28 protein-coding genes are annotated in these 24,630 nt (G+C 73.2%); 14 read left to right on the plus strand and 14 right to left on the minus strand.

The window, feature by feature from the left end; genetic code table 11:
* Positions 1 to 28: 28 nt before the first annotated feature.
* Both ygfZ and AC0OO9_RS11955 read right to left on the minus strand, forming a co-directional pair.
* Positions 29 to 1,141, minus strand: a complete 1,113-nt coding sequence (gene ygfZ, locus AC0OO9_RS11950) for a CAF17-like 4Fe-4S cluster assembly/insertion protein YgfZ (protein WP_484517279.1) — start codon at positions 1,139 to 1,141, stop codon at positions 29 to 31.
* Positions 1,138 to 1,566, minus strand: coding sequence for a Fur family transcriptional regulator (locus AC0OO9_RS11955; RefSeq protein ID WP_132230754.1), 429 nt, complete (start codon positions 1,564 to 1,566; stop codon positions 1,138 to 1,140). The genes ygfZ and AC0OO9_RS11955 overlap by 4 nt, the downstream gene beginning before the upstream one ends.
* Positions 1,567 to 1,636: 70 nt before the next feature.
* Here AC0OO9_RS11955 and AC0OO9_RS11960 point away from each other — a divergent pair, with 70 nt between their 5' ends.
* Complete coding sequence (locus AC0OO9_RS11960) at positions 1,637 to 2,485, plus strand: aminotransferase class IV (RefSeq protein ID WP_484517280.1); 849 nt, start codon at positions 1,637 to 1,639, stop codon at positions 2,483 to 2,485.
* Positions 2,486 to 2,500: 15 nt separating this feature from the next.
* Here the strand turns inward: AC0OO9_RS11960 and AC0OO9_RS11965 are convergent, their stop codons facing one another.
* The gene (locus AC0OO9_RS11965; protein ID WP_484517281.1) at positions 2,501 to 3,094 is read right to left on the minus strand and encodes a heme-binding beta-barrel domain-containing protein; all 594 of its coding nucleotides are present in this window, start codon (positions 3,092 to 3,094) and stop codon (positions 2,501 to 2,503) included.
* The gene (gene mtfM, locus AC0OO9_RS11970) at positions 3,091 to 3,195 is read right to left on the minus strand and encodes a small membrane protein MtfM (RefSeq protein WP_266320062.1); all 105 of its coding nucleotides are present in this window, start codon (positions 3,193 to 3,195) and stop codon (positions 3,091 to 3,093) included. Before mtfM ends, AC0OO9_RS11965 begins: the two co-directional genes overlap by 4 nt.
* A gap of 12 nt (positions 3,196 to 3,207) precedes the next feature.
* On the opposite strand from mtfM, the gene AC0OO9_RS11975 reads away from it, so the two are divergent.
* Genes AC0OO9_RS11975 through AC0OO9_RS11985 form a run of 3 tightly spaced genes read left to right on the plus strand, consistent with a single transcriptional unit; the run spans position 3,208 to position 6,071 of the window.
* Positions 3,208 to 3,582 carry a DsrE family protein gene (locus tag AC0OO9_RS11975; RefSeq protein ID WP_484517282.1) on the plus strand — a complete coding sequence of 125 codons (375 nt, stop codon included), beginning with the start codon at positions 3,208 to 3,210 and terminating at the stop codon, positions 3,580 to 3,582.
* Between the two features lie 54 nt (positions 3,583 to 3,636).
* Positions 3,637 to 4,017, plus strand: coding sequence for an SCP2 sterol-binding domain-containing protein (locus AC0OO9_RS11980; RefSeq protein WP_484517283.1), 381 nt, complete (start codon positions 3,637 to 3,639; stop codon positions 4,015 to 4,017).
* Positions 4,014 to 6,071, plus strand: a complete 2,058-nt coding sequence (locus AC0OO9_RS11985) for an amylo-alpha-1,6-glucosidase (RefSeq protein ID WP_484517284.1) — start codon at positions 4,014 to 4,016, stop codon at positions 6,069 to 6,071. The genes AC0OO9_RS11980 and AC0OO9_RS11985 overlap by 4 nt, the downstream gene beginning before the upstream one ends.
* Before the next feature lie 36 nt (positions 6,072 to 6,107).
* On the opposite strand, the gene AC0OO9_RS11990 is transcribed toward AC0OO9_RS11985, so the two are convergent.
* The 6 genes from AC0OO9_RS11990 to AC0OO9_RS12015 all read right to left on the minus strand — a co-directional run bounded on the left by AC0OO9_RS11990 (position 6,108) and on the right by AC0OO9_RS12015 (position 10,668).
* Entirely contained in the window at positions 6,108 to 6,962 is an 855-nt protein-coding gene (locus AC0OO9_RS11990) for a hypothetical protein (RefSeq protein WP_484517285.1), read from the minus strand.
* A 99-nt stretch (positions 6,963 to 7,061) separates the two neighbouring features.
* Positions 7,062 to 7,385, minus strand: a complete 324-nt coding sequence (locus AC0OO9_RS11995; RefSeq protein ID WP_132230747.1) for a DUF1416 domain-containing protein — start codon at positions 7,383 to 7,385, stop codon at positions 7,062 to 7,064.
* A gap of 3 nt (positions 7,386 to 7,388) precedes the next feature.
* A complete protein-coding gene (locus AC0OO9_RS12000) occupies positions 7,389 to 8,237 on the minus strand; it encodes a sulfurtransferase (RefSeq protein ID WP_311411781.1) in 849 nt (282 codons plus the stop codon).
* 203 nt (positions 8,238 to 8,440) lie between these two features.
* Positions 8,441 to 8,518 (minus strand): Ms5788A family Cys-rich leader peptide, encoded by a 78-nt coding sequence (locus tag AC0OO9_RS12005; RefSeq protein WP_311202345.1) that lies wholly within the window; start codon positions 8,516 to 8,518, stop codon positions 8,441 to 8,443.
* Positions 8,519 to 8,735: 217 nt separating this feature from the next.
* Entirely contained in the window at positions 8,736 to 9,524 is a 789-nt protein-coding gene (locus AC0OO9_RS12010; protein ID WP_484517286.1) for an LmeA family phospholipid-binding protein, read from the minus strand.
* 82 nt (positions 9,525 to 9,606) lie between these two features.
* Positions 9,607 to 10,668 (minus strand): hypothetical protein, encoded by a 1,062-nt coding sequence (locus tag AC0OO9_RS12015; protein WP_421455204.1) that lies wholly within the window; start codon positions 10,666 to 10,668, stop codon positions 9,607 to 9,609.
* A gap of 246 nt (positions 10,669 to 10,914) precedes the next feature.
* Here AC0OO9_RS12015 and AC0OO9_RS12020 point away from each other — a divergent pair, with 246 nt between their 5' ends.
* From AC0OO9_RS12020 to AC0OO9_RS12055, 8 genes are all read left to right on the plus strand, one after another.
* Positions 10,915 to 11,634, plus strand: a complete 720-nt coding sequence (locus tag AC0OO9_RS12020; protein ID WP_197697787.1) for a winged helix-turn-helix transcriptional regulator — start codon at positions 10,915 to 10,917, stop codon at positions 11,632 to 11,634.
* 106 nt (positions 11,635 to 11,740) lie between these two features.
* On the plus strand, positions 11,741 to 12,670 hold the full coding sequence (locus AC0OO9_RS12025) for a polysaccharide deacetylase family protein (RefSeq protein WP_484517926.1): 930 nt from the start codon (positions 11,741 to 11,743) through the stop codon (positions 12,668 to 12,670).
* A gap of 81 nt (positions 12,671 to 12,751) precedes the next feature.
* Positions 12,752 to 13,678 carry a mycothiol synthase gene (gene mshD, locus AC0OO9_RS12030; RefSeq protein WP_484517287.1) on the plus strand — a complete coding sequence of 309 codons (927 nt, stop codon included), beginning with the start codon at positions 12,752 to 12,754 and terminating at the stop codon, positions 13,676 to 13,678.
* A 279-nt stretch (positions 13,679 to 13,957) separates the two neighbouring features.
* On the plus strand, positions 13,958 to 15,061 hold the full coding sequence (gene pstS / locus AC0OO9_RS12035) for a phosphate ABC transporter substrate-binding protein PstS (protein ID WP_421455209.1): 1,104 nt from the start codon (positions 13,958 to 13,960) through the stop codon (positions 15,059 to 15,061).
* Between the two features lie 52 nt (positions 15,062 to 15,113).
* A complete protein-coding gene (pstC, locus tag AC0OO9_RS12040) occupies positions 15,114 to 16,205 on the plus strand; it encodes a phosphate ABC transporter permease subunit PstC (RefSeq protein WP_484517288.1) in 1,092 nt (363 codons plus the stop codon).
* Positions 16,202 to 17,290: a phosphate ABC transporter permease PstA gene (pstA, locus tag AC0OO9_RS12045; protein WP_484517289.1), complete on the plus strand. Its 1,089-nt coding sequence runs from the start codon at positions 16,202 to 16,204 to the stop codon at positions 17,288 to 17,290. Before pstC ends, pstA begins: the two co-directional genes overlap by 4 nt.
* A gap of 20 nt (positions 17,291 to 17,310) precedes the next feature.
* Positions 17,311 to 18,087, plus strand: coding sequence for a phosphate ABC transporter ATP-binding protein PstB (gene pstB / locus AC0OO9_RS12050; protein ID WP_484517290.1), 777 nt, complete (start codon positions 17,311 to 17,313; stop codon positions 18,085 to 18,087).
* Between the two features lie 137 nt (positions 18,088 to 18,224).
* Positions 18,225 to 18,638, plus strand: coding sequence for a VOC family protein (locus AC0OO9_RS12055; protein ID WP_484517291.1), 414 nt, complete (start codon positions 18,225 to 18,227; stop codon positions 18,636 to 18,638).
* A gap of 78 nt (positions 18,639 to 18,716) precedes the next feature.
* Here AC0OO9_RS12055 and AC0OO9_RS12060 read toward each other — a convergent pair whose 3' ends face one another.
* On the minus strand, positions 18,717 to 19,550 hold the full coding sequence (locus AC0OO9_RS12060) for an NUDIX hydrolase (protein WP_484517292.1): 834 nt from the start codon (positions 19,548 to 19,550) through the stop codon (positions 18,717 to 18,719).
* Positions 19,551 to 19,620: 70 nt separating this feature from the next.
* Here AC0OO9_RS12060 and AC0OO9_RS12065 point away from each other — a divergent pair, with 70 nt between their 5' ends.
* A complete protein-coding gene (locus tag AC0OO9_RS12065) occupies positions 19,621 to 20,589 on the plus strand; it encodes a Gfo/Idh/MocA family protein (RefSeq protein WP_484517293.1) in 969 nt (322 codons plus the stop codon).
* 74 nt (positions 20,590 to 20,663) lie between these two features.
* Here AC0OO9_RS12065 and AC0OO9_RS12070 read toward each other — a convergent pair whose 3' ends face one another.
* The 3 genes from AC0OO9_RS12070 to AC0OO9_RS12080 form a co-directional block, all read right to left on the minus strand.
* Complete coding sequence (locus AC0OO9_RS12070; RefSeq protein WP_132239992.1) at positions 20,664 to 21,668, minus strand: inorganic phosphate transporter; 1,005 nt, start codon at positions 21,666 to 21,668, stop codon at positions 20,664 to 20,666.
* Between the two features lie 4 nt (positions 21,669 to 21,672).
* Positions 21,673 to 22,299 (minus strand): DUF47 domain-containing protein, encoded by a 627-nt coding sequence (locus tag AC0OO9_RS12075; protein ID WP_132239991.1) that lies wholly within the window; start codon positions 22,297 to 22,299, stop codon positions 21,673 to 21,675.
* Positions 22,300 to 22,442: 143 nt separating this feature from the next.
* Positions 22,443 to 23,345 carry a PPK2 family polyphosphate kinase gene (locus AC0OO9_RS12080; RefSeq protein WP_421458525.1) on the minus strand — a complete coding sequence of 301 codons (903 nt, stop codon included), beginning with the start codon at positions 23,343 to 23,345 and terminating at the stop codon, positions 22,443 to 22,445.
* A 318-nt stretch (positions 23,346 to 23,663) separates the two neighbouring features.
* On the opposite strand from AC0OO9_RS12080, the gene sigJ reads away from it, so the two are divergent.
* A complete protein-coding gene (gene sigJ / locus AC0OO9_RS12085) occupies positions 23,664 to 24,620 on the plus strand; it encodes an RNA polymerase sigma factor SigJ (RefSeq protein ID WP_484517294.1) in 957 nt (318 codons plus the stop codon).
* Positions 24,621 to 24,630: the final 10 nt, after the last annotated feature.

Below are 24,630 nucleotides of genomic sequence, written 5' to 3' on the forward strand. Positions count from 1 at the left end.
AAGCAGAGATTCTTTCGCCGAGAGGCGGTCAGGCCGGATCGATCGCGGCGGCGGTCTCGCCGATGAGCAGGCGGGCGTCGTCGGCGACGTTGCGCTTGACCACGGCCAGGGCGACCTGACCCAGCTCGTGATGGTGCACGGCCGTGCCGACGAAGCCGACCGCCCGGCCGTCGAGGGTCACCGGCGTGCCGGCGACCGGCGGCTGGTCGGTGGTCACCCCGTCCAGGTGCAGGAGTACGAGCCGACGCGGCGGCCGGCCCATGTTGTGCACCCGGGCGACGGTCTCCTGGCCCCGGTAGCAGCCCTTGTCCAGGTGCACGGCCGGGGCGACCAGGTCCACCTCGGCCGGGATCGTCCGGTGGTCGGTGTCCACCCCGACCCGGGCCCGCCGGGCGGCCACCCGCACCGCCTCGTACGCCCACAGCCCGGCGACCGGCACCCCGTTGCCCCGCAGCTGGGTGACCACCTGCTCCATCGCGGCCCGGGGCACCAGCAGGTCCACGCCGAGCGGGCCCCGGCGGGCCCAGCCGCCCACGGGCAGCGGGCGCACGTCGTAGAGCGCGGTCGGCCGGGGCGGCAGCTCGCCGGAGCGGAACTTCGGGCCCGGCACCGCGACCACGTCGGGCGCGGCCAGCCCGGTCGCGCCAAGCGTCTCCGCTGCGGCGGGCGCCTCCGGCCCGACCAGGGAGAGCAGCGCGTGCTCGGGCGTCACGTCGCGCGGCTCGACCTTGCTGAAGAACCGCATCCGCTCCAGGTACGACAGCAGGCCGGCGGTGGCGCCCGGCTCGGTGTCGAGCCAGGTGGTGATGCCGTCCTCGGCGACCATGGCGTGCTGCTCGACGTGCCCGTGCGGGGAGAGCACCAGCAGCTCGGTGCCCTGGCCGGCGCCGAGCTGCGCCAGGTGCTGGCTGGTGAGGGTGTGCAGCCAGCCGATCCGTTCCTCGCCCGGCACCGCGACGACGCCCCGGTGCGACCGGTCGACCAGGCCGACCGCCGTGTCGAGGGTGCGCTGCTCGCGCATCGGATCGCCGTAGTGCGCCGCCACGCCCCGCACGCCGGCCGCCGCGTGCGCCGGCTCGGGCTGGTCGCGGCTGGCCTCGTCGATGCTCTCGACGCTCACCGCGCCCGCGATGTCGATCATTTCCGGTCCCCGTTCTCACAGCGGACGCAGAGGCCGAAGAACGAGACGTGGCCGATGTCCACCCGGAACCCGCGCTGGCTCGCCAACTGGTCGGCCAGCGGGCGCAGCAGCTCCGGATCGATCTCGTCGATCGCGCCGCAGCCCCGGCAGACGAGGTGGACGTGCTGGTCCTCGCCGGCCGCGTGATAGGTCGGCGAGCCGTGCGAGAGGTGGGTGTGGGTGACCAGGCCGAGCCGTTCCAGCAGCTCCAGCGTGCGGTAGATGGTGGTGATGTTGACCCCTGCGGCCACCTCCCGGACGGCGGTGTGCACCTGCTCCGGGGTGGCGTGCCCCAGGTCCAGCACGGCCTGGAGGATCAACTGCCGTTGCGCCGTCAGCCGTAGCCCACGGGCGCGGAGCATTTCCGCGAGGGAGGATTCGGACACCGTCCGATCATAGTTCGCCCCGCCACGCGCGCCGCCGGTGTCGTCCGGCCCGCCGCTAGGCTCGGCGGTCATGGTGGCGTCGAGGATCGCCGTGCCGGGCCGCGGGCTGGTGCCGCCCGGCGAGCCGGTGCTGCGCGGCGACGACCGGGGCGTGCTGCACGGCGACGGGCTCTTCGAGACGATGCACCTGCGGCACGGGCGGCCGTGGCTGCGCGACGCGCACCTGGCCCGGCTCGCCCGGGCGGCGGCGGCCGTCGACCTGCCGCTGCCCGCCGCCGAGGTGCTGGTCGAACTGCTGGACGCCGTCCGCGCCGGCTGGCCCGCCGAGGTCGAGGGGGCGCTGCGCCTGGTCTGCACCCGGGGCCCGGAGGGCGGGGGCCCGCCCACCGGCTACGCCACGCTGGGCGAGGTGCCGGCGGCGACCCGGGCGGCGCGCCGGGACGGGATCACCGTGGCGACCCTGCCGCTCGGCGTCGCGGCGCGGGCCCGCGCCGAACTCGACTGGCTGCCGGCCGGGGTCAAGTCCATCTCGTACGCGGTGAGCACCGCCGCCCGCCGGTGGGCCGCCCGCGCCGGCGTGGACGACGCGCTCTGGGTCTCCTCCGACGGGTACGCGCTGGAGGGGCCCACGGCCAACCTGGTCTGGCTGGCCGGTGGCACCCTCTGCACGGTGCCCGCCGCCGAGACCGGCATCCTGCCGGGCGTGACCGCCGCCTGGCTCCTCGCGCACGCCCACGCGCTCGGCCTGCGCGCCGATGAGCGCCTGGTCACCCCGGCCGAGCTGCGTGCCGCCGACGGCGTCTGGCTCAGCTCGTCCGTCCGTGGCCTCGCGGAGGTCCGCACCCTGGACGCCGTCCCGCTGCGCCGCTGCGCGCACACCCCCGCCCTCCAGGCGCTCCTGGGCTTTCCCCGCCCGTGACCCCCGGAAGGAGGGTCAGCCGGCCACCCGGGTGAGGCGGGCGGAGAGGTGCGGGGAGAGGGAATGGCCCAGGGCCGCCATCTCCTGGGCGTAGAGCAGCGCGCCCTCGACGATGCCGAAGAGGCGGTGACCGGCGGTGACCTCCTTGGCGGTCGCCGTACGGACCACCGCGTCGGTGACGAACTCGATCTGGGTGCCCTTGCGCTTGCCGATGTGCAGCTCCATCACGCCGGTGGGCACGGTCATCAGCGCCTCCAGCTCGTCGGTGACCCGGTCGCCGTCCATCACCGGCCGCCACCAGCCGACCTCGCGACCCGCCGGGCGGACCGGGCGGCTCTGCTCGTCGAGCAGCCAGGCGCGCGACTCGTAGGACAGGAACGGCCGGCCGTCGTGGCTGATCCGGATCTCCTGCGCGAAGTCGAAGTCCTCGATGGTGGGGAAGCCGCCCCGCCCCCGGCCGCGCCACACCCCGACGTACGGCAGCAGGCCGTCCAGCGAGGGATGCAGCTTCGGGCCGACGCGCAGGTCGTGGCTCTCCTCGTAGGGGTACGGGTCGACCGGCGGCGCGTTCAGCCACGGCGGCGGCTGCAGGGGGTTCTCGTCGCTCACCAGTTACCTCTCGATATGCGTACGGCCAGGTAGACCAGGCCACCGGCGAGCGCGCCCAGGCCGGCGACCAGCAGGCTGACGAACCCGATCTCGGTAACCATCGTGACCATCCTATGCTGGGCCCCATGGCCCGCACTCTCGTCGTCAAGGCCACCGCCGGCGCGGACGCCCCGGAGCGGTGTGCCCAGGCCTTCACCGTCGCCGCCACCGCGGCCGCCGCCGGGCTGCACGTGTCGCTCTGGCTGACCGGGGAGTCGACCTGGTTCGCGCTGCCGGGCAAGGCACAGGAGTTCGAGCTGCCGCACTCGGCCCCGCTCGCCGAACTGCTGCACGTGATCCTCACCACCGGCACGGTGACCGCCTGCACGCAGTGCGCCGCCCGGCGGGACATCGGGCCGGACGACGTGCTGCCTGGCGTGCGCATCGCCGGCGCCGCGGTCTTCGTCGAGGAGGCGACGGCCGAAGGGGCCCAGGCCCTGGTCTACTGACCGCCGCCCGCCGATACCGGCCCGACAGGTCGGGCAGATGCCTACGATTCGGGTGTGACCGGGGCGACGGAGCGATTCTTCGAATCACTGCCGGCGCGCGCCCCCGAGGTGCTGGTCAGCCCGGTCAGCGGGACGATGCAGATCGATCTCGCGCAGGGCGGCCGGACGGTGCACTGGCTGGTCCGTCTCCGTCCGGGCGCGATCGAGGTGAGCCGCGACCGGGGGCCCGCCGACGCGATCTGGTACACCAGCGCGGACCTGTTCGACCGGCTCGTCACCGGCCGGGCCCAGGCGATCTCGTCGGTCCTGCGCAACGAGAGCAGCTTCAGTGGCGACATCGTGCTCTTCCTGCTGTTCCACCGGTTCTTCCCCGACCCGCCCGGCACCCGGGACCCCCGCACGGTCGCCCGCAGACAGGCCGGGCGGCTGCCGTGAAGGAACTGGTCAGCATCCTGGACGGCAACACCTTCCTGGTCAGCGACAGTCGCGGCGACATCGAGCCGTCCCTCGACTTCCCGACCGGCCTCTTCTCGTTCGACACCCGGCACCTCTCCACCTGGTTGCTGACCCTCGACGGCGAACGGCTGCACGCCCTCTCCGTCGACACCGCGGAGTCCTTCCGCACCCGCTTCTTCCTCGTGCCCGGCGAACCGACGCACTACCTGGACGCGAAGGTCTCGATGATCCGCAGCCGGGCCATCGGCGGCAGCTTCGAGGAGGAGCTGACGCTGCTCAACCACTCCGGCGAGGAGATGGAGTTCGTCGTCCGCCTCGACATGGGCGCCGACTTCGCGGACCTGTTCGAGATCAAGCACGTGCGGCGCAAGGAGGGCCACTCCACCGCCACCGTCGGCGAGAACGAGCTGCGCCTGACCTACCGCCGGGAGAGGTTCCACCGCGAGACGGTCGTCCGCACCAGCGTGCCCGCGCACATCGAGGTCTCCGGCATGACCTACCGGGTCCGGGTCGGCCCGCGCGGTGAGTGGACGACGCGGCTGCACGTGTCGACCGTCGTCTACGGCGCGCGCGGCGAGGACATCCGGGCCAACCTCCCGCAGTACGGGGGCAGCCGCGGCCCGGAGGCGATCCGGGCCGAGCAGGACGAGCTCGTCGCCCGGGCGCCGAAGCTCGGCTGCGACTGCCAGCCGCTGGCCGGGGCGTACCGGCAGAGCCTCAACGACCTGGCGGCGCTGCGCTACGAGTCGATCACCCTCGGCGTACGCCTGGTGGCCGCCGGTCTGCCGTGGTTCATGACGCTGTTCGGCCGGGACAGCATCATCACCTCGCTCCAGGTGGTGCCCTTCCTGCCGGAGCTGATCCCGCCGACTCTCATGATGCTGGCCGGCCTCCAGGGGCACCGGATCGACGACTTCCGGGACGAGGAACCGGGCAAGATCCTGCACGAGCTGCGCTACGGCGAGACGGCGGGCTTCGAGGAACAGCCCCATTCGCCGTACTACGGCTCGGCGGACTCGACGCCGTTGTTCGTCATCCTGCTCGACGAGTACGAGCGGTGGACCGGTGACGACAGGCTGGTACGGGGACTGGAGGCCCAGACCCGGGCCGCCCTCGCCTGGATCGACACGTACGGGGACCTGCTCGGCACGGGCTACCTCTGGTACCAGACCCGCAACCCGCAGACCGGGTTGGCGAACCAGTGCTGGAAGGACTCCTGGGACTCGATCTCGTACCGCGACGGCCGGTTCCCCGGCTTCCCCCGCGCCACCTGCGAACTCCAGGGCTACGCGTACGACGCGAAGATCCGCGGCGCCCGACTGGCCCGGAAGTTCTGGGGCGACCCCGCGTACGCCGACCGGCTGGAGCGGGAGGCCGCCGAGCTGAAGATCCGGTTCAACCGGGACTTCTGGATCCCGGAACGGGAGTACTACGCGCTCGCCCTGGACGCCGACGGCCGGCAGGTCGACGCGCTCACCTCCAACATCGGGCACCTGCTGTGGAGCGGCATCGTCGACGAGTCGCGGGCCGGCCGGATCGCCGAACACCTGATGGGGCCGCGGCTCTACTCCGGTTGGGGCGTCCGGACCCTCGCCGACGACCAGGGGCGCTACAACCCCGTCGGCTACCACGTCGGGACGGTGTGGCCGTTCGACAACTCGATCATCGCCTGGGGGCTGTGGCGGTACGGCTTCCGCCGGGAGGCCGGCCAGATCTGCGAGGCCATGCTGGCCGCGTCCCCGTTCTTCGACGGGCGGCTGCCGGAGGCCTTCGCCGGCTACGAGCGGGACCTCACCGACTACCCGGTGGAGTACCCCACCGCGTGCAGCCCGCAGGCCTGGTCGGCGGGCACGCCACTGCTGCTGCTCCGGGTGATGCTGGGCCTGGAGCCGCAGGGCGACCACCTGATCATCAACCCCGCCGTGCCCGAGGGGATGGGGCGGATCGAGCTGCTCGACATCCCCGGCCGCTGGGGCCACGTCGACGCCCTGGGCCGCAGCCGCGCCCCGCGCGACCCACCGGTCGGCCCCTGACCCAAGGTCAGGCAGGGCAGCCGCTGACCCCAGGGGTCAGGCAGGGCAGCCGGTGCTGGCCGAGACGACGGCCCGGTCGCCCGAGAGGTCGGCGACGACGGTCACCGGGCCACGACGGTAGGCGTACGCCTGCGGGTCGTCCAGCACCGGAAGGCGCGTGACGGGGGCCAGGACGGCGGCCGGGGACGCGGGGGCCGGGACACCGGCGGAGCGCGCGGAGCGGGCGGTGCCGCCGCCGGGGCAGGGCGCGGTGACCACCACCAGGGCCGGACCGGCCGGAGCCCCGAGGGCCCGCAGGGCCTCCTCCAGGGCGTCCGCCTCCGCGCCGGCGGCACCGGTCGTGGGTACGTCGTAGCCGTCGCCCACCGGCCGACAGCCGGTGTCGACGGTCAGCCGGACCCGGCCGTCCCCCGCGACCCCGCCGGAGACGGTGACGAACTCGCCCGCGTCGCCGCGCAACCGGGGACCGCTCGAGGTGACCCGGACCCCGGCCCGCCAGTCCGCCGGCAGCCGGCCGGCGACCTGCTCCAACAGCGTCGCCTCCCCGCCCGCCGCGACGAAGACGTCCACCCCGCGCGACAGGTCGGCGCCGGCGGCGAACGGGGTGACCCGGCAGCCCCGATCGACCACGGGCGGGGTCAGCACGGCGGTCTCGCCGGCCGCCGCGACCAGTGCGCCGACTGCGCGGTCGACGACGCCACCGGCCTCGGTCAGGGTGCGCTGCTCCCGGACGGTCGGCGGATCGTTGCGCACCGAGAGCCAGGTCAGCGCCGCCAGCAGCACCGCCCACGCCACCGTGCCGGCGAGCAGCCAGGGCAGCCACCGTCGGGGGGCCGCCGGCCGATCGGGACCGGTAGGCGGGGCCTGCCCCGCCGCTTCCACGCCGTTCACGGGGGCAATCGTGTCACGCCGGTCGACAGTGCCCGGAGACGGTCGCGGCCCGCCACCTGGGAAGGCGACGGGCCACGGGCCGATCAGAGCGGGGAAAGGTCAGGAGGCGACCGTGACGGCGACCTCGTTGATGCCCCGGGCGGCGGTCACGGCGGTGTCGCCGTTGCCGTGCCGGGAGAGCGCCCGCAGGGTCCAGGCGCCCGGCGCGGCGAAGAACCGGAACTGGCCGGCCGGCGAGGTCACCACCTCGGCGGTGAACTCACCGGTCGAGTCGAGCAGCCGGACGTACGCGCCCGGGACGGCCTCGCCCGCGTCGGAGCGGACGACGCCGGTGATCACGGTTTCCTTCTCCAGGTCCAGGCTCGCGGGCAGCGGGGCGGCCTGGTCGGGCGCGGCGCAGCCGGCAGCGGTGGGTGCGGTCATGGCTCAGGCCTCCCCGGGCTCGTCGCCGAGCGCGACCGGCACGCCGACCAGCGAGCCGTACTCGGTCCAGGATCCGTCGTAGTTCTTCACGTTGCGGTGGCCGAGCAGCTCCTGGAGCACGAACCAGGAGTGCGAGGAGCGCTCGCCGATCCGGCAGTACGCGATGGTCTCGCGGCTGTCGTCCAGCCCGGCGTCGGCGTAGATCCTGCGCAGCTCGTCGTCGGACTTGAAGGTGCCGTCCTCGTTGGCCGCCTTGGACCACGGCACGCTGATCGCCGTGGGGATGTGCCCGGCCCGCTGCGCCTGCTCCTGCGGCAGGTGGGCGGGGGCGAGCAGCCGGCCGGCGAACTCGTCGGGGCTGCGCACGTCGACCAGGTTCTTGGTGCCGATGGCGGCCACGACCTCGTCCCGGAAGGCCCGGATCGAGGTGTCCGGCTCCTGCGCCACGTACTGCGTCGCGGGGCGGGTCACCGCGTCCCGGACCAGCGGACGGGCGTCCAGCTCCCACTTCTTGCGACCGCCGTCGAGCAGCTTCACGTCGCGGTGGCCGTAGAGCTTGAAGTACCAGTACGCGTACGCGGCGAACCAGTTGTTGTTGCCGCCGTAGAGGATGACGGTGTCGTCGTTGCTGATGCCCCGCTCGGAGAGCAGCGCCTCGAACTGGCTCTTGTTGACGAAGTCCCGGCGCACCTGGTCCTGGAGGTCGGTCTTCCAGTCCAGCTTGATCGCGCCGGCGATGTGGCCGGTGTCGTAGGCCGAGGTGTCCTCGTCGACCTCGACGAAGACGACGCCCGGGGCGTCGAGGTTCTTCTCGGCCCATTCGGCCGAGACGAGTGCGGTGTCGCGACTCATCAGATCACTCCCTGGTGAGGATGGATGGTGAACCAGCACGGGGGCATCGAAAGTCGTGACGATCGCACCACGCGCGGGATCCACCGTATGGACGGATCACGGGTTCGTGCGACGGCGCCGCTGCCGGGCGTTGAAAGAGAGCACGGGAGAAGAAAAATCCCTGCCTGCCGGTGGCCGCTAGGCGGCCGAGGACAGCCCCGCCGTCAGATGACGGGGCGACACAGGCAGGTGGCCACGCGGCACAGGTCGACCGCGCGCCGTTTGGTGAGGAGCGTCCCCATGAGCAGGGAGCCTACCAGCCGGGCACGGGCACACCAGGGGGCCGACCAGCATCCGGGACGCGCGTACTGGTAGCCCGGGGTGCAAGGAAGGGCACCTTCCTATCGCAATCGGTAGAGGAAGGGGCCCTTCCCAACCGGCGCGCGCGGGCGGACGCGGGCGCGGACGGGGCGGGGCGGGGCGGGGCGGGGGCCGGAGGCGGTGGATCGGTCGGGTCGGTCAGCCGGCGGCGGAGTTGATCGGCACGTTCCGGGCGTCCGCGGTGACGGCCAGCCCCTCGGGCAGCGGCCGGACCTCCCGGACGGCGAGCTGGAACGGCAGCTCGGGCAGGGGCACGTCGATGGAGATGCTGCGGGCGTAGTTGCTGAGCAGCGTCCGGGCCAGCGGCAGGTTCGGCAGGCCGTCGGCGGTCAGGTCGTTGAACTTCAGCGCCACCTGCCCCTCCTTGCCGACCGTGATGTCGGCGGTGCCGATCACGGTGAGGCGCCGGCCGAGGATGTCGACCGGGGCGGTGACGGCCAGCCGGCCGTTCTGCTCGCCGAGGGTCAGCCCCGGCCGGTCGAGCAGCTTGGCGAGGCTGTCGTAGCTGATGGTGCCCGTCCCGTCGACGGTCTCGGCGACCACGTCGCCCTGCCCCGAACGGATGGTGTCGAGCGAGGCGCGCACGTTGCGGGCGTCCACGTCGAGCTTCGGCAGCGCGACCGCGTCGCCGCGCACCGAGCCCTGCACGTCGCGCAGCGCGATGGAGATGCGCTCGTACCGGCCGTCGAACACCTGGGTGAGGAACGGGACCCCGCCGACCTCCACCTCCGGCGGCGAGGACTGCGCCCCCTGCTTGGCGATCTCCTGCCGGACCTGGTCGGCGATGGCCCGCTCGGCCACCCCCACGGCGACCCGGTCGGCCACCACGATCAGTCCGCCCAGGACCAGCAGCAGCACGACGAGGGTGATGAGCACCTTGCGCCCGCGTCGCCGGGGCCGCTCCTCGTACGTGTCGTCGTGCGCCACGCCGCCTCCTGTCGTCAGTGCCGAGGGTGCCGCGGAGCGGCCCACCGGTGGTACCCGATCGGGGAAAAGCTCAACCGCCGCGTCAGAGAACGAGCTTGCACATGGCGTACGCGGCCGGCGCGGCCAGGGCGAAGCCACCGAGAGGCCCCTGCATGTGCCGGGCCACCCACATGGTCGGCGGCTCCCCCGCCATCAGCCGGCCCGCCTCGGCGTAGCCCACGGCAAGGTCGGCCAGCACGGCGGTGACCGCCGCGACCAGCCCGATGATCGCGGCCCGGGTCGGGGTGAAGGGCGTCACCAGGTAGCTGCCGAGGACGGCGCTGACCAGCGTGCCGACCATCGCGCCGGCGACCACGCCGGCCGCGCCCCGGGGCACCTGGGGAGCCAGCCGCGGCCACGGCGCGACCGCGTCGGTCAGCCGGGCGACGGTGAGCGCGACCGCGCTGGCGGTGAGGCACACCGTGATGGCCTGGGTGCCCGCCGGGATCCGGCTGAGCACGATCAGGGTGGCGAAGGCGACGACGCCGACCACGATCAGCAGGGTGCTGCCGAGCGAGTCGGTCACCCGCACCCGGTCGACCCGCCGGACGAGCTGGCCGAGCACCCCGAGGGCGAAGCCGCCCGCCGCGACGTAGCCCAGCGGCGCCAGGCCGGCGACGTCCGTCTGCACGGCCGCGGTGTCGGCCGCCACCGCGGCGGCGGCGCTGACGGCGGCCACCAGCAGCAGCGCGGGCGGTCGCATGGCCATCGTCCAGGCCAGCACGAAGAGCAACTGCACGCCGAAGACGACGAACGCGAAGGGCAGGCGGTGCCCCGGGCCGGCGGTCTGCGCCCCGAGCACCAGACCGACCCCGAGCAGCGCGGCGAACCCGGCGACGGTCAGCGCGAGCGGGCGGCGCACCTCGACCGGCTCCACCAGCTCCTCGTCCGGCTCGTCGTCCGGCTCGTCGTCGGGTCGTCGGGCCGGCTCACCGGCCCGCCGGGCGCGGCGCGGGCCGCTGCGCTCCCGGCGCTCGCCGTCGTCGTCGGGGGCCGGCCCGGTGCGCGGCGCCGGCGGCTGGCCACGGGACGGGCCGGACGGCCCGGGGTGGGGCCCGTCGGGCCACTGGTCGCGGCCGGTCTCGGGCGAGCTGGAGGGAAACACGCCACGATCGTGCCAGACCCGCCGGCCGACGCGGGGGCCACGGTTTCGGCAACGTTAAAACCTGGGGTCACGATCAGGGGCAAGCCGGGCAAACAGGAAAGGACGCGGAGGCGCGACCGGGGCCTTCGGTTACGCTCAAGCCGTTACCCGCCCGTCAGCGACGCCGGGACCCACGCAAGTTCATCAGCGTCACGCCCCGCCACGGAGTGCGCTGGTCGCGCGCGGCCTACGGCCGCCGGGACGGAGGTGATCGTGGAGATCCTGCTGCTGGTGACCGCGCGCGCAGGCGAACCATCCGCAGTGCTGCCGGCACTCGACCTGCTGCCGCACTCGGTCCGCACCGCGCCACGCGACGTCCGCACCCTGGTCGCCGGCCCCAGTCCGGACGCGGTGCTGGTCGACGCCCGCTCCGAGCTGAGCGAGGCGCGGGCGACCTGCCGGATGCTGCACGCCACCGGGCTCGGGGTGCCCCTGGTCGCGGTGGTCACCGAGGCCGGCCTGATCGCGCTCAACGCCGACTGGGGCGTCGACGACGTCATCCTCGCCGCCGCCGGGCCGGCCGAGGTGGAGGCCCGGCTGCGGCTCGCCGTCGGGCGGCTGAGCAACGCCACCTCCGGGGCCGGCGGCTCGATCCGCGCCGGCGAGCTGACGATCGACCCGGACACCTACGCCGCGAAGCTCAAGGGCCGGCCGCTCGACCTCACCTACAAGGAGTTCGAGCTGCTGAAGTTCCTGGCCCAGCACCCGGGCCGGGTGTTCACCCGGGACCAGCTCCTGCGCGAGGTGTGGGGCTACGACTACTTCGGCGGCACACGCACCGTCGACGTGCACGTCCGGCGGCTGCGCGCCAAGCTCGGCTCCGAGTACGAGTCGATGATCGGCACGGTGCGGCAGGTGGGTTACAAGTTCGTCGTACCGCCCTCGCGGTCCCTGCCGGAGAGCGAGCACGCGCCCCTGCCGGTCTGACCTCCTCGCCCCTTCGGGGACGGTTTCGCATATGCCCTTTTTGAGCAGCTCGCCGGTTCTATTCTGACTGCCGGGTTTGCGACAAAAAGGGGGCGGCGGAGTGCGCATCGACCACGGGGGCGGCGGCGGTTCGACACGGTGGGGTCCACTGATCCGGGATCCCTCGGCCGCGCGCACCATCGGGCTCGTCACGCTGGTGGTCGCCGCGCTGCTCGGTTCCGCGTACGCCCTCGGGCGCAGTCTGGTCCCCGATCCGCCGGCGTCCCGGTCCAGCGTGACCACCAGCGCCACCGGCCCGCACTACGCCGACCAGCCGCCGACGAAGGACGCTCCGCGCCGCACCCCGGAGGGCGAGCCGAGCACCAGCCCGGCGGAGACCGGGCAGGACGGCGGCGCCAGCCCCGACGGCACGCCGTCGCCGGGACCGGCCGACGGGCCGTTCGGCGCGCAGACCACCAGCGGCACCTCGCTGGTCGCGCTGACCTTCGACGACGGGCCGGACCCGCGGTACACGCCGCAGGTGCTCGCCCTGCTCCGCGAGCACCAGGTGCGGGCCACCTTCTGCGTGGTCGGCGAGAACGCGCAGCGCCACCCGGACCTGATCCGGGCCATCGCGGCCGACGGGCACACCCTGTGCAACCACAGCTGGAGCCACGACGTCGACCTCGGCCGCCGGTCGCCCGCCGTCATCCGGGCGGACCTGCTGCGCACCAGCGAGGCGATCCGGGCAGCGGTGCCCGACGCGCCGATCGCGTACTACCGGCAGCCCGGCGGGGCCTGGACGGGCCCCGTGGTGTCGGTGTCCCACGAACTCGGCATGACGCCGCTGCACTGGACCGTGGACCCGGCGGACTGGGAGCTGCCGGGAGCCGGCCGGATCGCGGCGACGGTCGCGGCGGGCGTCGTACCCGGCTCGGTCGTGCTGCTGCACGACGCCGGCGGCGACCGGCAGGGCACGGTGGACGCGCTGCACCGCATCCTGCCCGACCTGACCAGCCGGTTCGAGGTGGAGGCGCTGCCCGACGGGAGGACGTGAGCCGGCCGGGCGACCGCCGCACCGCCCCGGCGGCAGGCCGAGCGCGGCGGCGCCGGGCATCGACCGGACTACGGTGACGTCATGAGCAACCCCGAAGCGAGCAGCGGCCGGGTGACCCGGGCCGACCGCCTCAGCCCCACGGAGATCGCCGACGTGACGACCCTCGCCCGGGTCGCCGGCGACGCGGACGGGGCGGACCCGTTCGACGAGCACGTCCTGCTCCGGCTGCGCGACCCGGACGCGCCCGCCGTGCACCTGACCACCCGGGCGGACGACGGCACACTGACCGGGTACGCGCACCTGGACACCACCGACCCGGGCGCGGGGGTCGGGGTGGAACTGGTGGTGCACCCGGCGTACCGGCGGCGCGGGACGGGCCGCGCGCTGGCCCGGGGCGTCCTGGCGGCGGCCGACGGCCCGCTGCGGGTCTGGGCGCACGGCGACCACCCCTCCGCCGCCGCGCTCGGCGTCGACCTGGGCCTGCGCCGGGCCCGGGTGCTCTGGCAGCTGCGCCGGCCGCTGACCGCCCCGATCCCCGACCACCCGCTGCCGGACGGGGTGACGCTGCGCGCGTTCCGGCCCGGCGCCGACGACGAGGAGTGGCTGGCGCTCAACGCGCGGGCCTTCGCCGAGCACCCGGAACAGGGCCGCTGGTCCCCCGCCGACCTGCGGGTACGCCTCGACGAGCCGTGGTTCGACCCGGAGGGCTTCCTGCTCGCCGTCGACGGGTCGACCGGCCGGCTGCTCGGCTTCCACTGGACGAAGGTCCACGAACGACCCGGCTCGGCCCGGATCGGCGAGGTCTACGTCCTCGGCGTGGACCCGTCGGCCCACCGCGGCGGGCTCGGCCGGGCGCTGACCGCGGCCGGCCTGACGTACCTGCGGGACCGGCGGGAACTGGACCGGGTCATGCTCTACGTCGACGAGTCGAACGCCGCCGCCGTCGCGCTCTACGAACGGCTCGGCTTCGCCCGCTGGTCGGCGCACGTCAACTACCAGTCGGCCTGACGCCAGGACGGGCCCGGGTCGCGACGGCCCGGGCCCGTGCCGCGCGCGCCGCCGCCCCGGAAGATCCCCATACTTCCGACAACGGCATCCGAGTTCACACAACGGACAACCCGCCCTCAGCGAGCGGTCATCTGCCCTGTCGCACCTGTTCACTCCCCGTTCACTTCCGACCGGCGAACCGGCTACCTGGCGCTCCTAACTTTTGGATCAGCCGGTGAGCGCCGGTACCCCGGGCCCCGAGTCCGGGGGCGAAGTCAGACGTGAAGGGAAACCCCTCAGGTGAAGCTCCAGCGGCACGGCACCCTCGCCTGCCTCGCTCTTACCGCGACGCTCGCTCTCAGCGCATGCGGCTCGGACAACAACGAGCCCGCGAGCAGCGCCTCCGCCTCCGGGTCGGCCGCCGCCGACTGCGCCACCGGCACGCTGAACACCCAGGGCTCGTCGGCGCAGAAGAACGCCATGGACGAGTGGATCAAGGCCTACCAGCAGAAGTGCTCCGGCGCCAAGATCAACTACGAGCCGTCCGGCTCGGGCGCCGGCATCCAGGCCTTCATCGCCGGCACCGCCGACTTCGCCGGCTCGGACTCCGCCCTCAAGGAGGAGGAGCAGCCGAAGGCCGACGCCAAGTGCGTCGGCGGCGCCGCGATCAACCTGCCGATGGTCATCGGCCCGGTCGCCATCGCCTACAACGTCAACGGCGTGGACAACCTCCAGCTCAAGCCGGCCACCCTGGCGAAGATCTTCGCCGGCAAGGTCACCAAGTGGGACGACCCGGCGATCAAGGCCGACAACCCCGACGCCAAGCTGCCGTCGACCACCATCAACGCGGTGCACCGCTCGGACTCCTCCGGCACCACCGACAACTTCACCGACTTCCTGACCAAGACCGCCGCGTCCGACTGGACGTTCGGCAAGGCCAAGGAGTGGAAGGCCCCCGGCGGCACCGGCGCGGCGAAGTCCGACGGCATGGCCAGCGCCATCAAGGGCCAGGACGGCACCATCGGGTACGTCGAGTGGTCGTACGCCGAGAACGGCGGCCTGAAGACCGCCAAGGTCGGCAACGGCGCGGGCGAGTTCGCCGAGCTGACCGCCGAGTCGGCCGGCAAGACCATCGCCGGCGCCGAGGTGGTCGGCCAGGGCGACGACCTCAAGATGAAGATCGACTACAACACCAAGGAGGCCGGGGCCTACCCGATCGTCCTGGTGACCTACGAGATCGTCTGCTCCAAGGGCCTCGCCGCCGACAAGCTCCCGCTGGTCAAGGGCTTCCTCGGCCACGCCGCGAGCACCGCCGGCCAGGCCGACCTGACCGAGCTGGGCTACGCACCGCTGCCCGAGACGGTCCGCGCCAAGGTCGAGGCCGCGGTCAAGAACCTCGCCTGAGCCGCCCGCGCCGAGACCGTCACCACCACCTCAACCCGAAGCGAGCGAGCAGATGGGTGAAACCCCCCACCGCTCGGCCCACGCCGGCACCGGCGGGACGCGCGTGACCGAAGGTCACGACCGGCCCGCCGGTGCCTCGGCGCGTCCGGCCGAGGCACCACTCAGCACCCGTACGCCGGGCGGAGCCGGGTTGGGCGGCGGCGGCGCGCTGCCCCGGGCCCGCGCGTTCGGCGCCGAACGGGCCTTCCGCGCCCTCACCCTGGGCGCCGGCACCACCGTCCTGGTCGTCATCGCGGCGATCGCGGTCTTCCTGGTCGCCAAGGCGGTCCCGGCGCTGCGGGCCAACACCGAGAGCTTCTGGACCTTCGAGGGCTGGTTCCCGAACGACGCGGACCCGAAGTTCGGCATCGGGGCGCTAGCCTTCGGCACCGTCCTCAGCTCCGCGCTGGCCCTGCTCATCGCGGTCCCGGTGGCCCTGGGCATCGCGCTCTACCTGTCCCACTACGCGCCGCGGCGGCTCGGCACCACGCTGGGCTTCCTGATCGACCTGCTGGCGGCGGTGCCGAGCGTGGTCTTCGGCCTCTGGGGCCGCGACGTCTTCATCAATCCGGTACGCGACTTCTCCGCCTGGCTGAACACGTACTTCGGCTGGATCCCGATCTTCGGCGGCGACGGACCGTTCGGGAAGTCCATCATGCTGGGCGCGCTGGTCCTGGCGATCATGGTGCTGCCGATCATCACCTCGCTCTCCCGCGAGGTGTTCATGCAGACCCCGACCGCCAACGAGGAGGCGGCCCTCGCCCTCGGCGCCACCCGCTGGGAGATGATCCGCACCGCCGTGCTGCCGTACGGCCGTCCCGGCATCGTCGCCGCGGTGATGCTCGGCCTGGGCCGGGCGCTCGGCGAGACCATCGCCCTGGCGATGACCCTCGGCATCACCTTCGGCATCTCGTTCAACCTCATCTCCAGTGGCGGCAACACCATCGCCGCCAACATCGCCAACACGTTCGGCGAGGCGAACGACACGGGGCGGGGCGCGCTGATCGCCTCGGGCCTGGTGCTCTTCGCCATCACGCTGATCGTCAACATCACGGCGCGGGCGATCATCCACCGCCGCCGGGAGTTCACGGAGTCGGCCGCATGACCACTACTGTCACGTCGCACCGGACCCGCCCGCCCGCCCAGCCGCCCACCCTCAAGGCGCGGCGCCTGCCCAGGTACGCCGCGCCGGCCATCGCCGCGGCCGCCCTGCTGGTCGCCGCCGCCTTCGTGTACGGCACCGGCACCGGCGGCCCGGTGCTGGTCGTGGTGGTCGCCGCGCTGCTCTACCTGGCCGGCCTGTTCGCCGCCGCGAACCGGGTCGAGGGGCGGCGGTCGGCCCGCAACCGCACCTGGAGCGCGCTGATCCACTCCGCGTTCGTGCTGGCCGTCCTGCCGCTGGCCTCGGTGGTCTGGACGCTGGTCAGCAAGGGCGCCGAGCGCCTGGACGGCGACTTCTTCCTCACCTCGATGAACAACATCGGCGCGCGGGACCCGAACGGCGGCGCCTACCACGCGATCGTCGGCACGCTCCAGCAGGTCGGCATCGCCGCCCTGATCACCGTCCCACTCGGCATCCTCTGCGCGATCTACATCGTCGAGTACGGCCGGGGCCGGTTCGCCGCCGCGATCCGGTTCTTCGTGGACGTGATGACGGGCATCCCGTCGATCGTCGCCGGCCTGTTCGTGCTGGCGTTCTGGGTGCTGATCGTCTCGCCGTGGTTCAACGACGGGCGGCCCAGCTTCTCCGGCTTCGCCGCCGCGCTCGCGCTGAGCGTGCTGATGCTGCCCACCGTGGTCCGCTCCACCGAGGAGATGCTGCGTCTCGTCCCGGCGCCGCTGCGCGAGGGGGCGTACGCCCTCGGCGTGCCGAAGTGGAAGACCATCCTGCGGGTCGTACTGCCGACCGCTCTGCCGGGCATCGTCACCGGCGTCATGCTCGCCATCGCGCGCGCGGCCGGCGAGACCGCCCCGGTGCTGCTCGTCGCCGGCGGCGGCGCGGCGATCAACTTCAACCCGTTCGAGAACAACCAGTCGTCGCTGGCCCTCTTCGTCTACCAGCAGGCCGGTGACGCGTCCCGGTACGCGCCGGCCCGGGCGTGGACCGCGGCACTCACCCTGGTCGCCCTCGTGCTGATCCTGACCGTCGCGGCGAAGCTGCTGGCCCGTCGCAACCGGCTCGGCCGATGAACCCCGGAGGTACCACCACCATGGCCAAGCGCATCGAAGCCTCGGGCGTCACCGCCTACTACGGCGCCTTCAAGGCGATCGAGAACATCAACCTGACGGTCGAGCCGAAGACGGTGACCGCCCTGATCGGCCCGTCCGGCTGCGGCAAGTCCACCTTCCTGCGGTCGATCAACCGGATGCACGAGGTGCTGCCCGGCGCCCGGGTCGAGGGCAGCCTCACGATCGACGACCAGGACATCTACGACCGGGACGTGGACGTCACCGCCGTCCGGCGCATGATCGGCATGGTCTTCCAGCGGCCGAACCCGTTCCCCACCATGAGCATCTTCGAGAACGTGGTGGCCGGGCTGCGGCTCAACGGGGTCCGTAGGAAGTCGATCCTGGACGAGGCGGCGGAGAAGGCGCTGCGCTCGGCCAACCTGTGGGACGAGGTGAAGGACCGGCTGGGCAAGCCCGGCGCCGGCCTCTCCGGTGGTCAGCAGCAGCGGCTCTGCATCGCCCGGACCATCGCCGTCGAGCCGCAGGTGGTGCTGATGGACGAGCCCTGCTCGGCGCTCGACCCGATCTCCACGCTGGCCATCGAGGACCTGATGTTCCAGCTCAAGGACAAGTTCACCATCATCATCGTCACACACAACATGCAGCAGGCCGCCCGCGTCTCGGACCGGACCGCCTTCTTCTCGATCGAGAAGACCGGCGACCCGGGCCGTCTCATCGAGTACGACAACACGCAGAAGATCTTCAGCAACCCCGGCGTGAAGAAGACCGAGGACTACATCACCGGCCGCTTCGGCTGACCCGTGCGGCGGGGCCGCTTCCTGTCGCGAAAGCGATAGGAAGGGGCCCTCCCTTCCACCCGGTGAGCCCGGCGGCACCGGAGGATCTGCTCTAGGGTCGGGTCGGAATCGCCCACCGGTCGCTGCGGAGGACGGGCATGTCTGGATATCCCCGGTTGCTGCACACCGTGCTCGACACCACGAACACACGGGAACTCGCCGAGTTCTACCGGCAACTGCTCGGGCTGCGGTACCGGCCCGGTGACGAACCGCCGACGGACGGGACGGCCGACGACCGGGACTGGCTCGTGCTCAGAGACTCCGACGGGGCGGCCCAGCTCGCCTTCCAACTCGTCGACCGCCTGCCTCGGACCACCTGGCCCCGGCACGACGTGCCGATGCAGTTGCACCTCGACTTCACGGTCCCGGACGCGTCCGAGCTGGAGAGGCAGCGTGCGCGGGCGGAGGCCCTGGGCGCGGAACTCCTGCTCGACCGGACCGACAACCCCGACGAGCCGCTGTACGTCTTCGCGGACCCGTCCGGCCACCCGTTCTGCATCTTCGTGGCCTAGCGCCGCCGCCCTCCCCGGCCCTGGTCCGCTGAGATCTTGGCAGGAGACCGGCCGCTTCCTGCCGGGATCCGTGACGGGTCAGGCCAGCACGAAGCGGGGCTCGCCGTCGTCGGGCACGTCGAGGCGCGGGGTGACCGGTGTCGACGCGTCCCGGGTCGCCGCCGCGCGGGCCACGCCGGCCAGGTCGCCGCCGGCCGCCACCTGGGCCAGGTTCACCAGGGTGGGCGGAAGCATGGTCAGCTCGCCGGCCTCCGCCCGGGCCAGGGCGTCCGCCGGGCGGGCCCACAGGGTGTGGTCGGCCTCCCCGGAGACGTCCCGGGTCCGCTGCCCCTCCGGCAGCAGGGCCACGAAGAAGTACGTGTCGAAGCGGCGCGGCTCGAACTCCGGCGTGATCCACCGGCTCCACGGCAGCAGCAGGTCCGACCGGAGGGTGAGCCCGCGCCGGGCGAGCAGGTCCGCGAAGCCGCCCCGGCGCTGCTCCAGCGCCACCCGGTCGGCCTCCCAGTCGTCGCCGCTCACGTCGCCGACCACGGTCTGCCTGTCAGGGCCCGCGAGCAGGACCCCGGCCTCCTCGAAGACCTCCCGGGCGGCGGCGCAGACGACCGCCTGGGCGGCCTCCGGGGTCAGCCCCAGCCGCTCGCCCCACCCGGCGGGCGTCGGGCCGGCCCAGTCCAGGTGCGCCTGCGAGTCCGAGGGGTCGACCCCGCCGCCGGGGAAGGCGTACATGCCCCCGAAGGCCATCGCGGCGACCCGCCGGATCAGGTAGACCTCGAAGTCGTCGCCGGCGGGCCGGAGCAGCAGGACGGTCGCCGCGACCCGGGGCGGGGCCGGGGTGCCGCCCTCGGCGTGGAACCGGCGGGCGTGCGCCACGAGCGCCGGGGGTGCGGGGAAGCCGTCGGCGTCGATCGTCATGCGCCGAGCCTAGTTCCCGACGGGTGGATGACCACGCCGACGTCCGGTGATCTTCGCTAGCGTGGCCGCCATGACTCGTTGGGGCATCCTGTCCACCGGCCAGATCGCCGCCCGCTTCGCCGAGGACCTCCGGCTGGTGCCGGGCGCCGAACTGGTGGCGGTCGGCTCACGTACCGCCGAGAGCGCGCAACGGTTCGCGGCCCGGCACGGCGTGCCGCGCGCGTACGCCTCCTGGGCGGAACTCGCCGCGGACGGCGAGCTGGACGTCGTCTACGTCGCCACCCCGCACGCCGCGCACCACCAGGCGGCCTCGACCTGCCTCGCGGCCGGCCGCGCGGTGCTGCTGGAGAAGCCGTTCACCCTCGACCTGGCGACCAGCGTGGAGCTGGTCGACACGGCCCGCGCGGCCGGGGTCTTCCTCATGGAGGCCATGTGGATGCGGACGAATCCGCTGATCCGCCGGGTCTGCGAGCTGGTCGCGGACGGGGCGATCGGCACGGTGACCAACGTGCGGGCCGACTTCGGGTTGGCGGGGCCGTTCCCGCCGGAGCACCGGCTGCGGGCCCGTACGCTCGGCGGCGGCGCGCTGCTCGACCTCGGCGTGTACCCGATCAGCCTGGCCCACCTGCTGCTCGGCGTGCCCGACCACGTCCGGTCCTGGGCGAAGCTCAGCCCCGAGAGGGTCGACGAGAACACCGGGATCGTCCTCGGCTACGACTCGGGGGCGGTGGCCACGCTGACCTGCGGCCTGGTCGGGGCGACCCCGGTGACCGCCGCCGTCACCGGCACCGCCGGGCGGATCGACCTGCCCGAGCTGTTCTTCCGCCCCGGCTCGGTGACCCTGCACCGGGCCGGCGCCGAGCCGGAGACGATCACCGGTGAGCTGGTCGGCGGCGGCTACCAGTACGAGGCCACCGAGGTCCAGCGCTGCCTCGCCGAGGGCCTCCTGGAGAGCCCGCTGGTCCCCCACGCCGCCACGCTGGAGGTGATGGCGCTCCTCGACACCATCCGGGCCCAGATCGGCGTCTCCTACACCTGAGGTGTAAGGAAGGGCCCCTTGCTGACGCATTGCGTCAGCAAGGGGCCCTTCCTTACACCGTCGGCCGCTCGGCCTCAGCTGAAGAGCGGGCGGACCAGGAAGTACATCAGGGCGCCGATCGAGCCGGCGGCCGGGAAGGTGAGGATCCACGCCCCGACGATGTTGCCGGCCACGCCCCACCGGACGGCGGAGAGCCGCTTGGTGGCGCCGACGCCCATGATCGCCGAGGTGATCGTGTGGGTCGTCGAGATCGGCGCGCCGAGGACCAGCGCGTTGAAGTAGAGCACCCCGCTGGCGACGGTCTCGGCGGCGAAGCCCTCCGGCGGCCGGAGGTCGATGATCTTACGACCCAGGGTCCGGATGATCCGCCACCCACCGGCGTACGTGCCGGCGGCCAGCACGGCGGCCGACGTCCAGAACGCCCACTCCGGGATGAAGCTGGGGTCGTCCTGGTAGCCGCCGACGTAGAGGGCGAGCACCACGATGCCGATGGTCTTGGCGGCGTCCTGCATGCCGTGGCCGACCGACATGGCGGCGGCGGACGCGGTCTGCGCCCAGCGGAAGCCACGGTTGAGCCGGCCCGGGTGCCCCTTCCGGAAGATCCACTGCACGGCGATCATGACGATGTAGCCGAGCACGAAGCCGACCATCGGCGAGAGGACCATCGGGATGATCACACTCTCCCCGATGCCGGTCCAGAGGACCGTGCCGGACGCGGCGACGGTCGAGCCGACCAGGCCGCCGATCAGCGCGTGCGACGAGGACGACGGCAGGCCGAAGTACCAGGTGACCAGGTTCCACACGATCGCGCCGATCACGCCGGCGAAGACGATGCCGAGGCTCGCCGTGCCGGTGGGCAGTTTCACCAGCCCGCTGCCGACGGTCTTGGCGACCTCGGCGCCGAAGTGGGCGCCGATGAAGTTGCCGACCGCCGCCATGGCCAGGGCCACCCGGGGTGTGAGCGCCCGGGTGGAGATGCTGGTCGCGATCGCGTTGGCGGCGTCGTGGAAGCCGTTGGTGTAGTCGAACGCCAACGCCACCGCGATCACCGCCAGCACGGCGATGAGTTCGGGACTCACAGGATCAGGACTCCTTGACCGCGATGGTCTCGACGGTGTTGGCCACGTGCTCGAAGGCATCGCAGGCGGCCTCCAGCTCGTCGGCGACCTCCTTCATCTTCAGCACGGTCAGCGCGTCGTACTCGCCGGAGAAGAGGCGGACCAGCAGCATCCGGTACACCTGGTCGCCGTCGTTCTCCAGCCGGTTGCACTCGATCCAGTAGTCCTCGAGATCCTTCATCGACCTCAGGCGCGGCATCGCGTCGGCGGTCAGCTTCGCCTGCGCGTCCAGGACGTTGACCATCTCGTGCATCTCGCGGGGCAGCGAGGGGAGCTTGGTCAGGCCGTAGAGGTAGAGCAGGTTGCCGACCGCTTCGAGGTGGTCCATCACGTCGTCGAGCAGCGACCCGAGCCGGTAGATGTCCTCCCGGTCGAACGGCGTGATGAAGGTCGAGTTGATCTTCTTGTACAGCTCGTGGGTGATCTGGTCGCTGTCGTGCTCCACCTCGGTGAGCCGCTCGCTGACCGACTGCACCTCCACCCCGGGCAGGGCCAGCTCGTTGAGCAGCTCGGTGCCCTTCACCAGGTTCTGCGCGGCCCTGGTGAAGAGCTCGTAGAAGGCGCCCTCGTTCGGGCGGAAGGAAAACTTCACAGCACGGACCTCGTCGTGTCGGTGGAAGGGTGGCGGTCGCCCGGAGGGTGCCCGCCTGGGAATGCTAGAAAACGACGGAACCGGGAATCGCGCGGCCTCCCCCAGGTCAGGCCACATTCACCGGTCGTTCACCTGCTGTTCACCTACGCCGTTCTCTCCGATCCCAGCAGCCGCTCCCGTTCGCGCCGGACGTCGAAACCGGCAGGCGGATACCCGAGATCGAGGGTGTCGAACGTCTCGCGGAGCAGGTGCGCGACGGCCCAGTCGCGGTACCACTTGCGGTCCGCCGGCACCACGTACCAGGGCGCGGCGTCCGTGCCGCACCGGCCCAGGGCTTCGGCGTACGCGGCCTGGTAGTCGTCCCAGCGGGCGCGGGCGTCGACGTCCGAGGGGTCGTACTTCCAGTGCTTGCGCGGCTCGTCCAGCCGCTCCAGCAGCCGCCGGCCCTGCTCGGCGTACGAGATGTGCAGGAACACCTTCACCAAGGCCACCCCGGCGTCGGCCTGCTCCCGCTCGAACGCGTTGATCTCGTCGTACCGGGCCTGCCAGATCGACTCGGGCACCAGCGACTCGACGCGCGCCACGAGCACGTCCTCGTAGTGCGAGCGGTTGAAGACCCCGACGTACCCGGGCGGCGGCAGCGCCCGCCGGATCCGCCACAGGAAGTCGTGCCGCAGTTCCTCGGGGGTGGGCGGGCCGAACGAGCGGACGTGCAGGCCCAGCGGGTTCATCGCGCCGGCCACGCGCTTGACGGTGCCGTCCTTGCCCCCGCTGTCCATCGCCTGGAGCACCAGCAGCACCCGGCGCCCGCCCGCCCCACGGGCCGCCGCGCCGACGGGTCGGGCCGACTGCCGGGCCTTGGCCTCGGCGAAGAGCATCTCCTGCTGCCTGCCCAGTTCCGCGCCGAGCAGCGTGAGCTGGCCACGGGCCCACTCCTTGCGCTGCGGGCCGGTCACCTCCCGCCCCGGCAGCCCGGGCGTCGACCGGGGATCGACCGCCCCGAGATCGACCGCCCCGCCGGGCGCCACCCGGAGCAGCTCCCGCATCGTCCCTCCGACCGGCCCCACGACGACGTCGGCCCGACCCACGGCATCGCGGCCCACGCCGCTCCCCTCGACCCCTCGCATCACCGGATCATCACCCACATCCGCCCCACCCGCCCGCCAACCCCGCCCGCGCCCCCACCACCATGAGCCGTCGATCATGCACTTGCGGTGGGCGGAATCGCCTGCTTGGTCCGTTACGCGGGGCACCACGACTGCATGATCGACGGCGGTCTTGGGGGTGTGGGGGTCGGGGCGGGAGAATCGCGGGCGGGCGGGGCGGTCGCGCCCCGGCAGTGGAGCGGGGGCAGCGTGCGGGAGATGGTGACGGAGTTCGAGGCCGAGCGGGGGCGGCTGCTGGGGGTGGCGCACCGGATGCTGGGCAGCCGCAGCGAGGCCGAGGACGCCGTGCAGGAGACCTGGCTGCGGTACGCGGCCGCGCTCGCCGACCCGGCGGCCCGCGCCGAGATCCGGCACCTCGGCGCCTGGCTGACCACCACCTGCGCCCGGATCTGCCTCGACGTGCTCCGCTCGGCGCGGGTACGGCGGGAGGCGTACCCCGGCCAGTGGCTGCCGGAGCCGGTGGTGACGCCGCTCGACCAGGGCCCGCGCCCCGACGGCTTCGCGCCCGACCCCGCGGAGCGGGCGGTCCGCGCCGATCAGGTCGGCACCGCCCTGCTGGTGGTGCTGGAACGCCTCGCGCCGGAGCAGCGGGTGGCCTTCGTGCTGCACGACGTCTTCGCCGTGCCGTTCGCCCAGATCGCCGAGGTGCTCGGTACGACGGACGCCGCCGCCCGCCAGCTCGCCTCCCGGGCCCGCCGGGCGGTGCACGCGCCCGACGCGCCCCGGCACACCGCCGACGCGGTCGAGCAGCGTCACGTGCTCGCCGCCTTCGTGACCGCCGTCGAGTCGGGCGACCTTGCCGCGCTGGTGCGGGTGCTCGCCCCGGACGTGGTCGCCGTCGGCGACAGCGGCGGCCACTTCCCGGCGGCCCGGCGGCCGGTGCTCGGGGCCGACGCGGTGGCCCGCTTCCTCCTGGGCCTGTTCGGGCGTGCCGGGCGCTACGGCGGGACGCTGCGCTCGCGTCGGGTGCTCGTCGACGGCGTCGAGGGCCTGCACCTGGAGACCCGGCACTCGGACGGGCGACCGCTGCGGGTGGTGGCCGCCCTCACGGTGGACGAGGGCCGGGTGACCGGGGTCTTCCACCAGCTCAATCCGGAGAAGCTGGGCGACCTGCCGCCGCTGACGGAGGAGGGCGGCTGGCCGCCGCGCTGGTGACGGCCCGGGG

This window comes from Micromonospora sp. USAFONa4 (assembly GCF_057197825.1).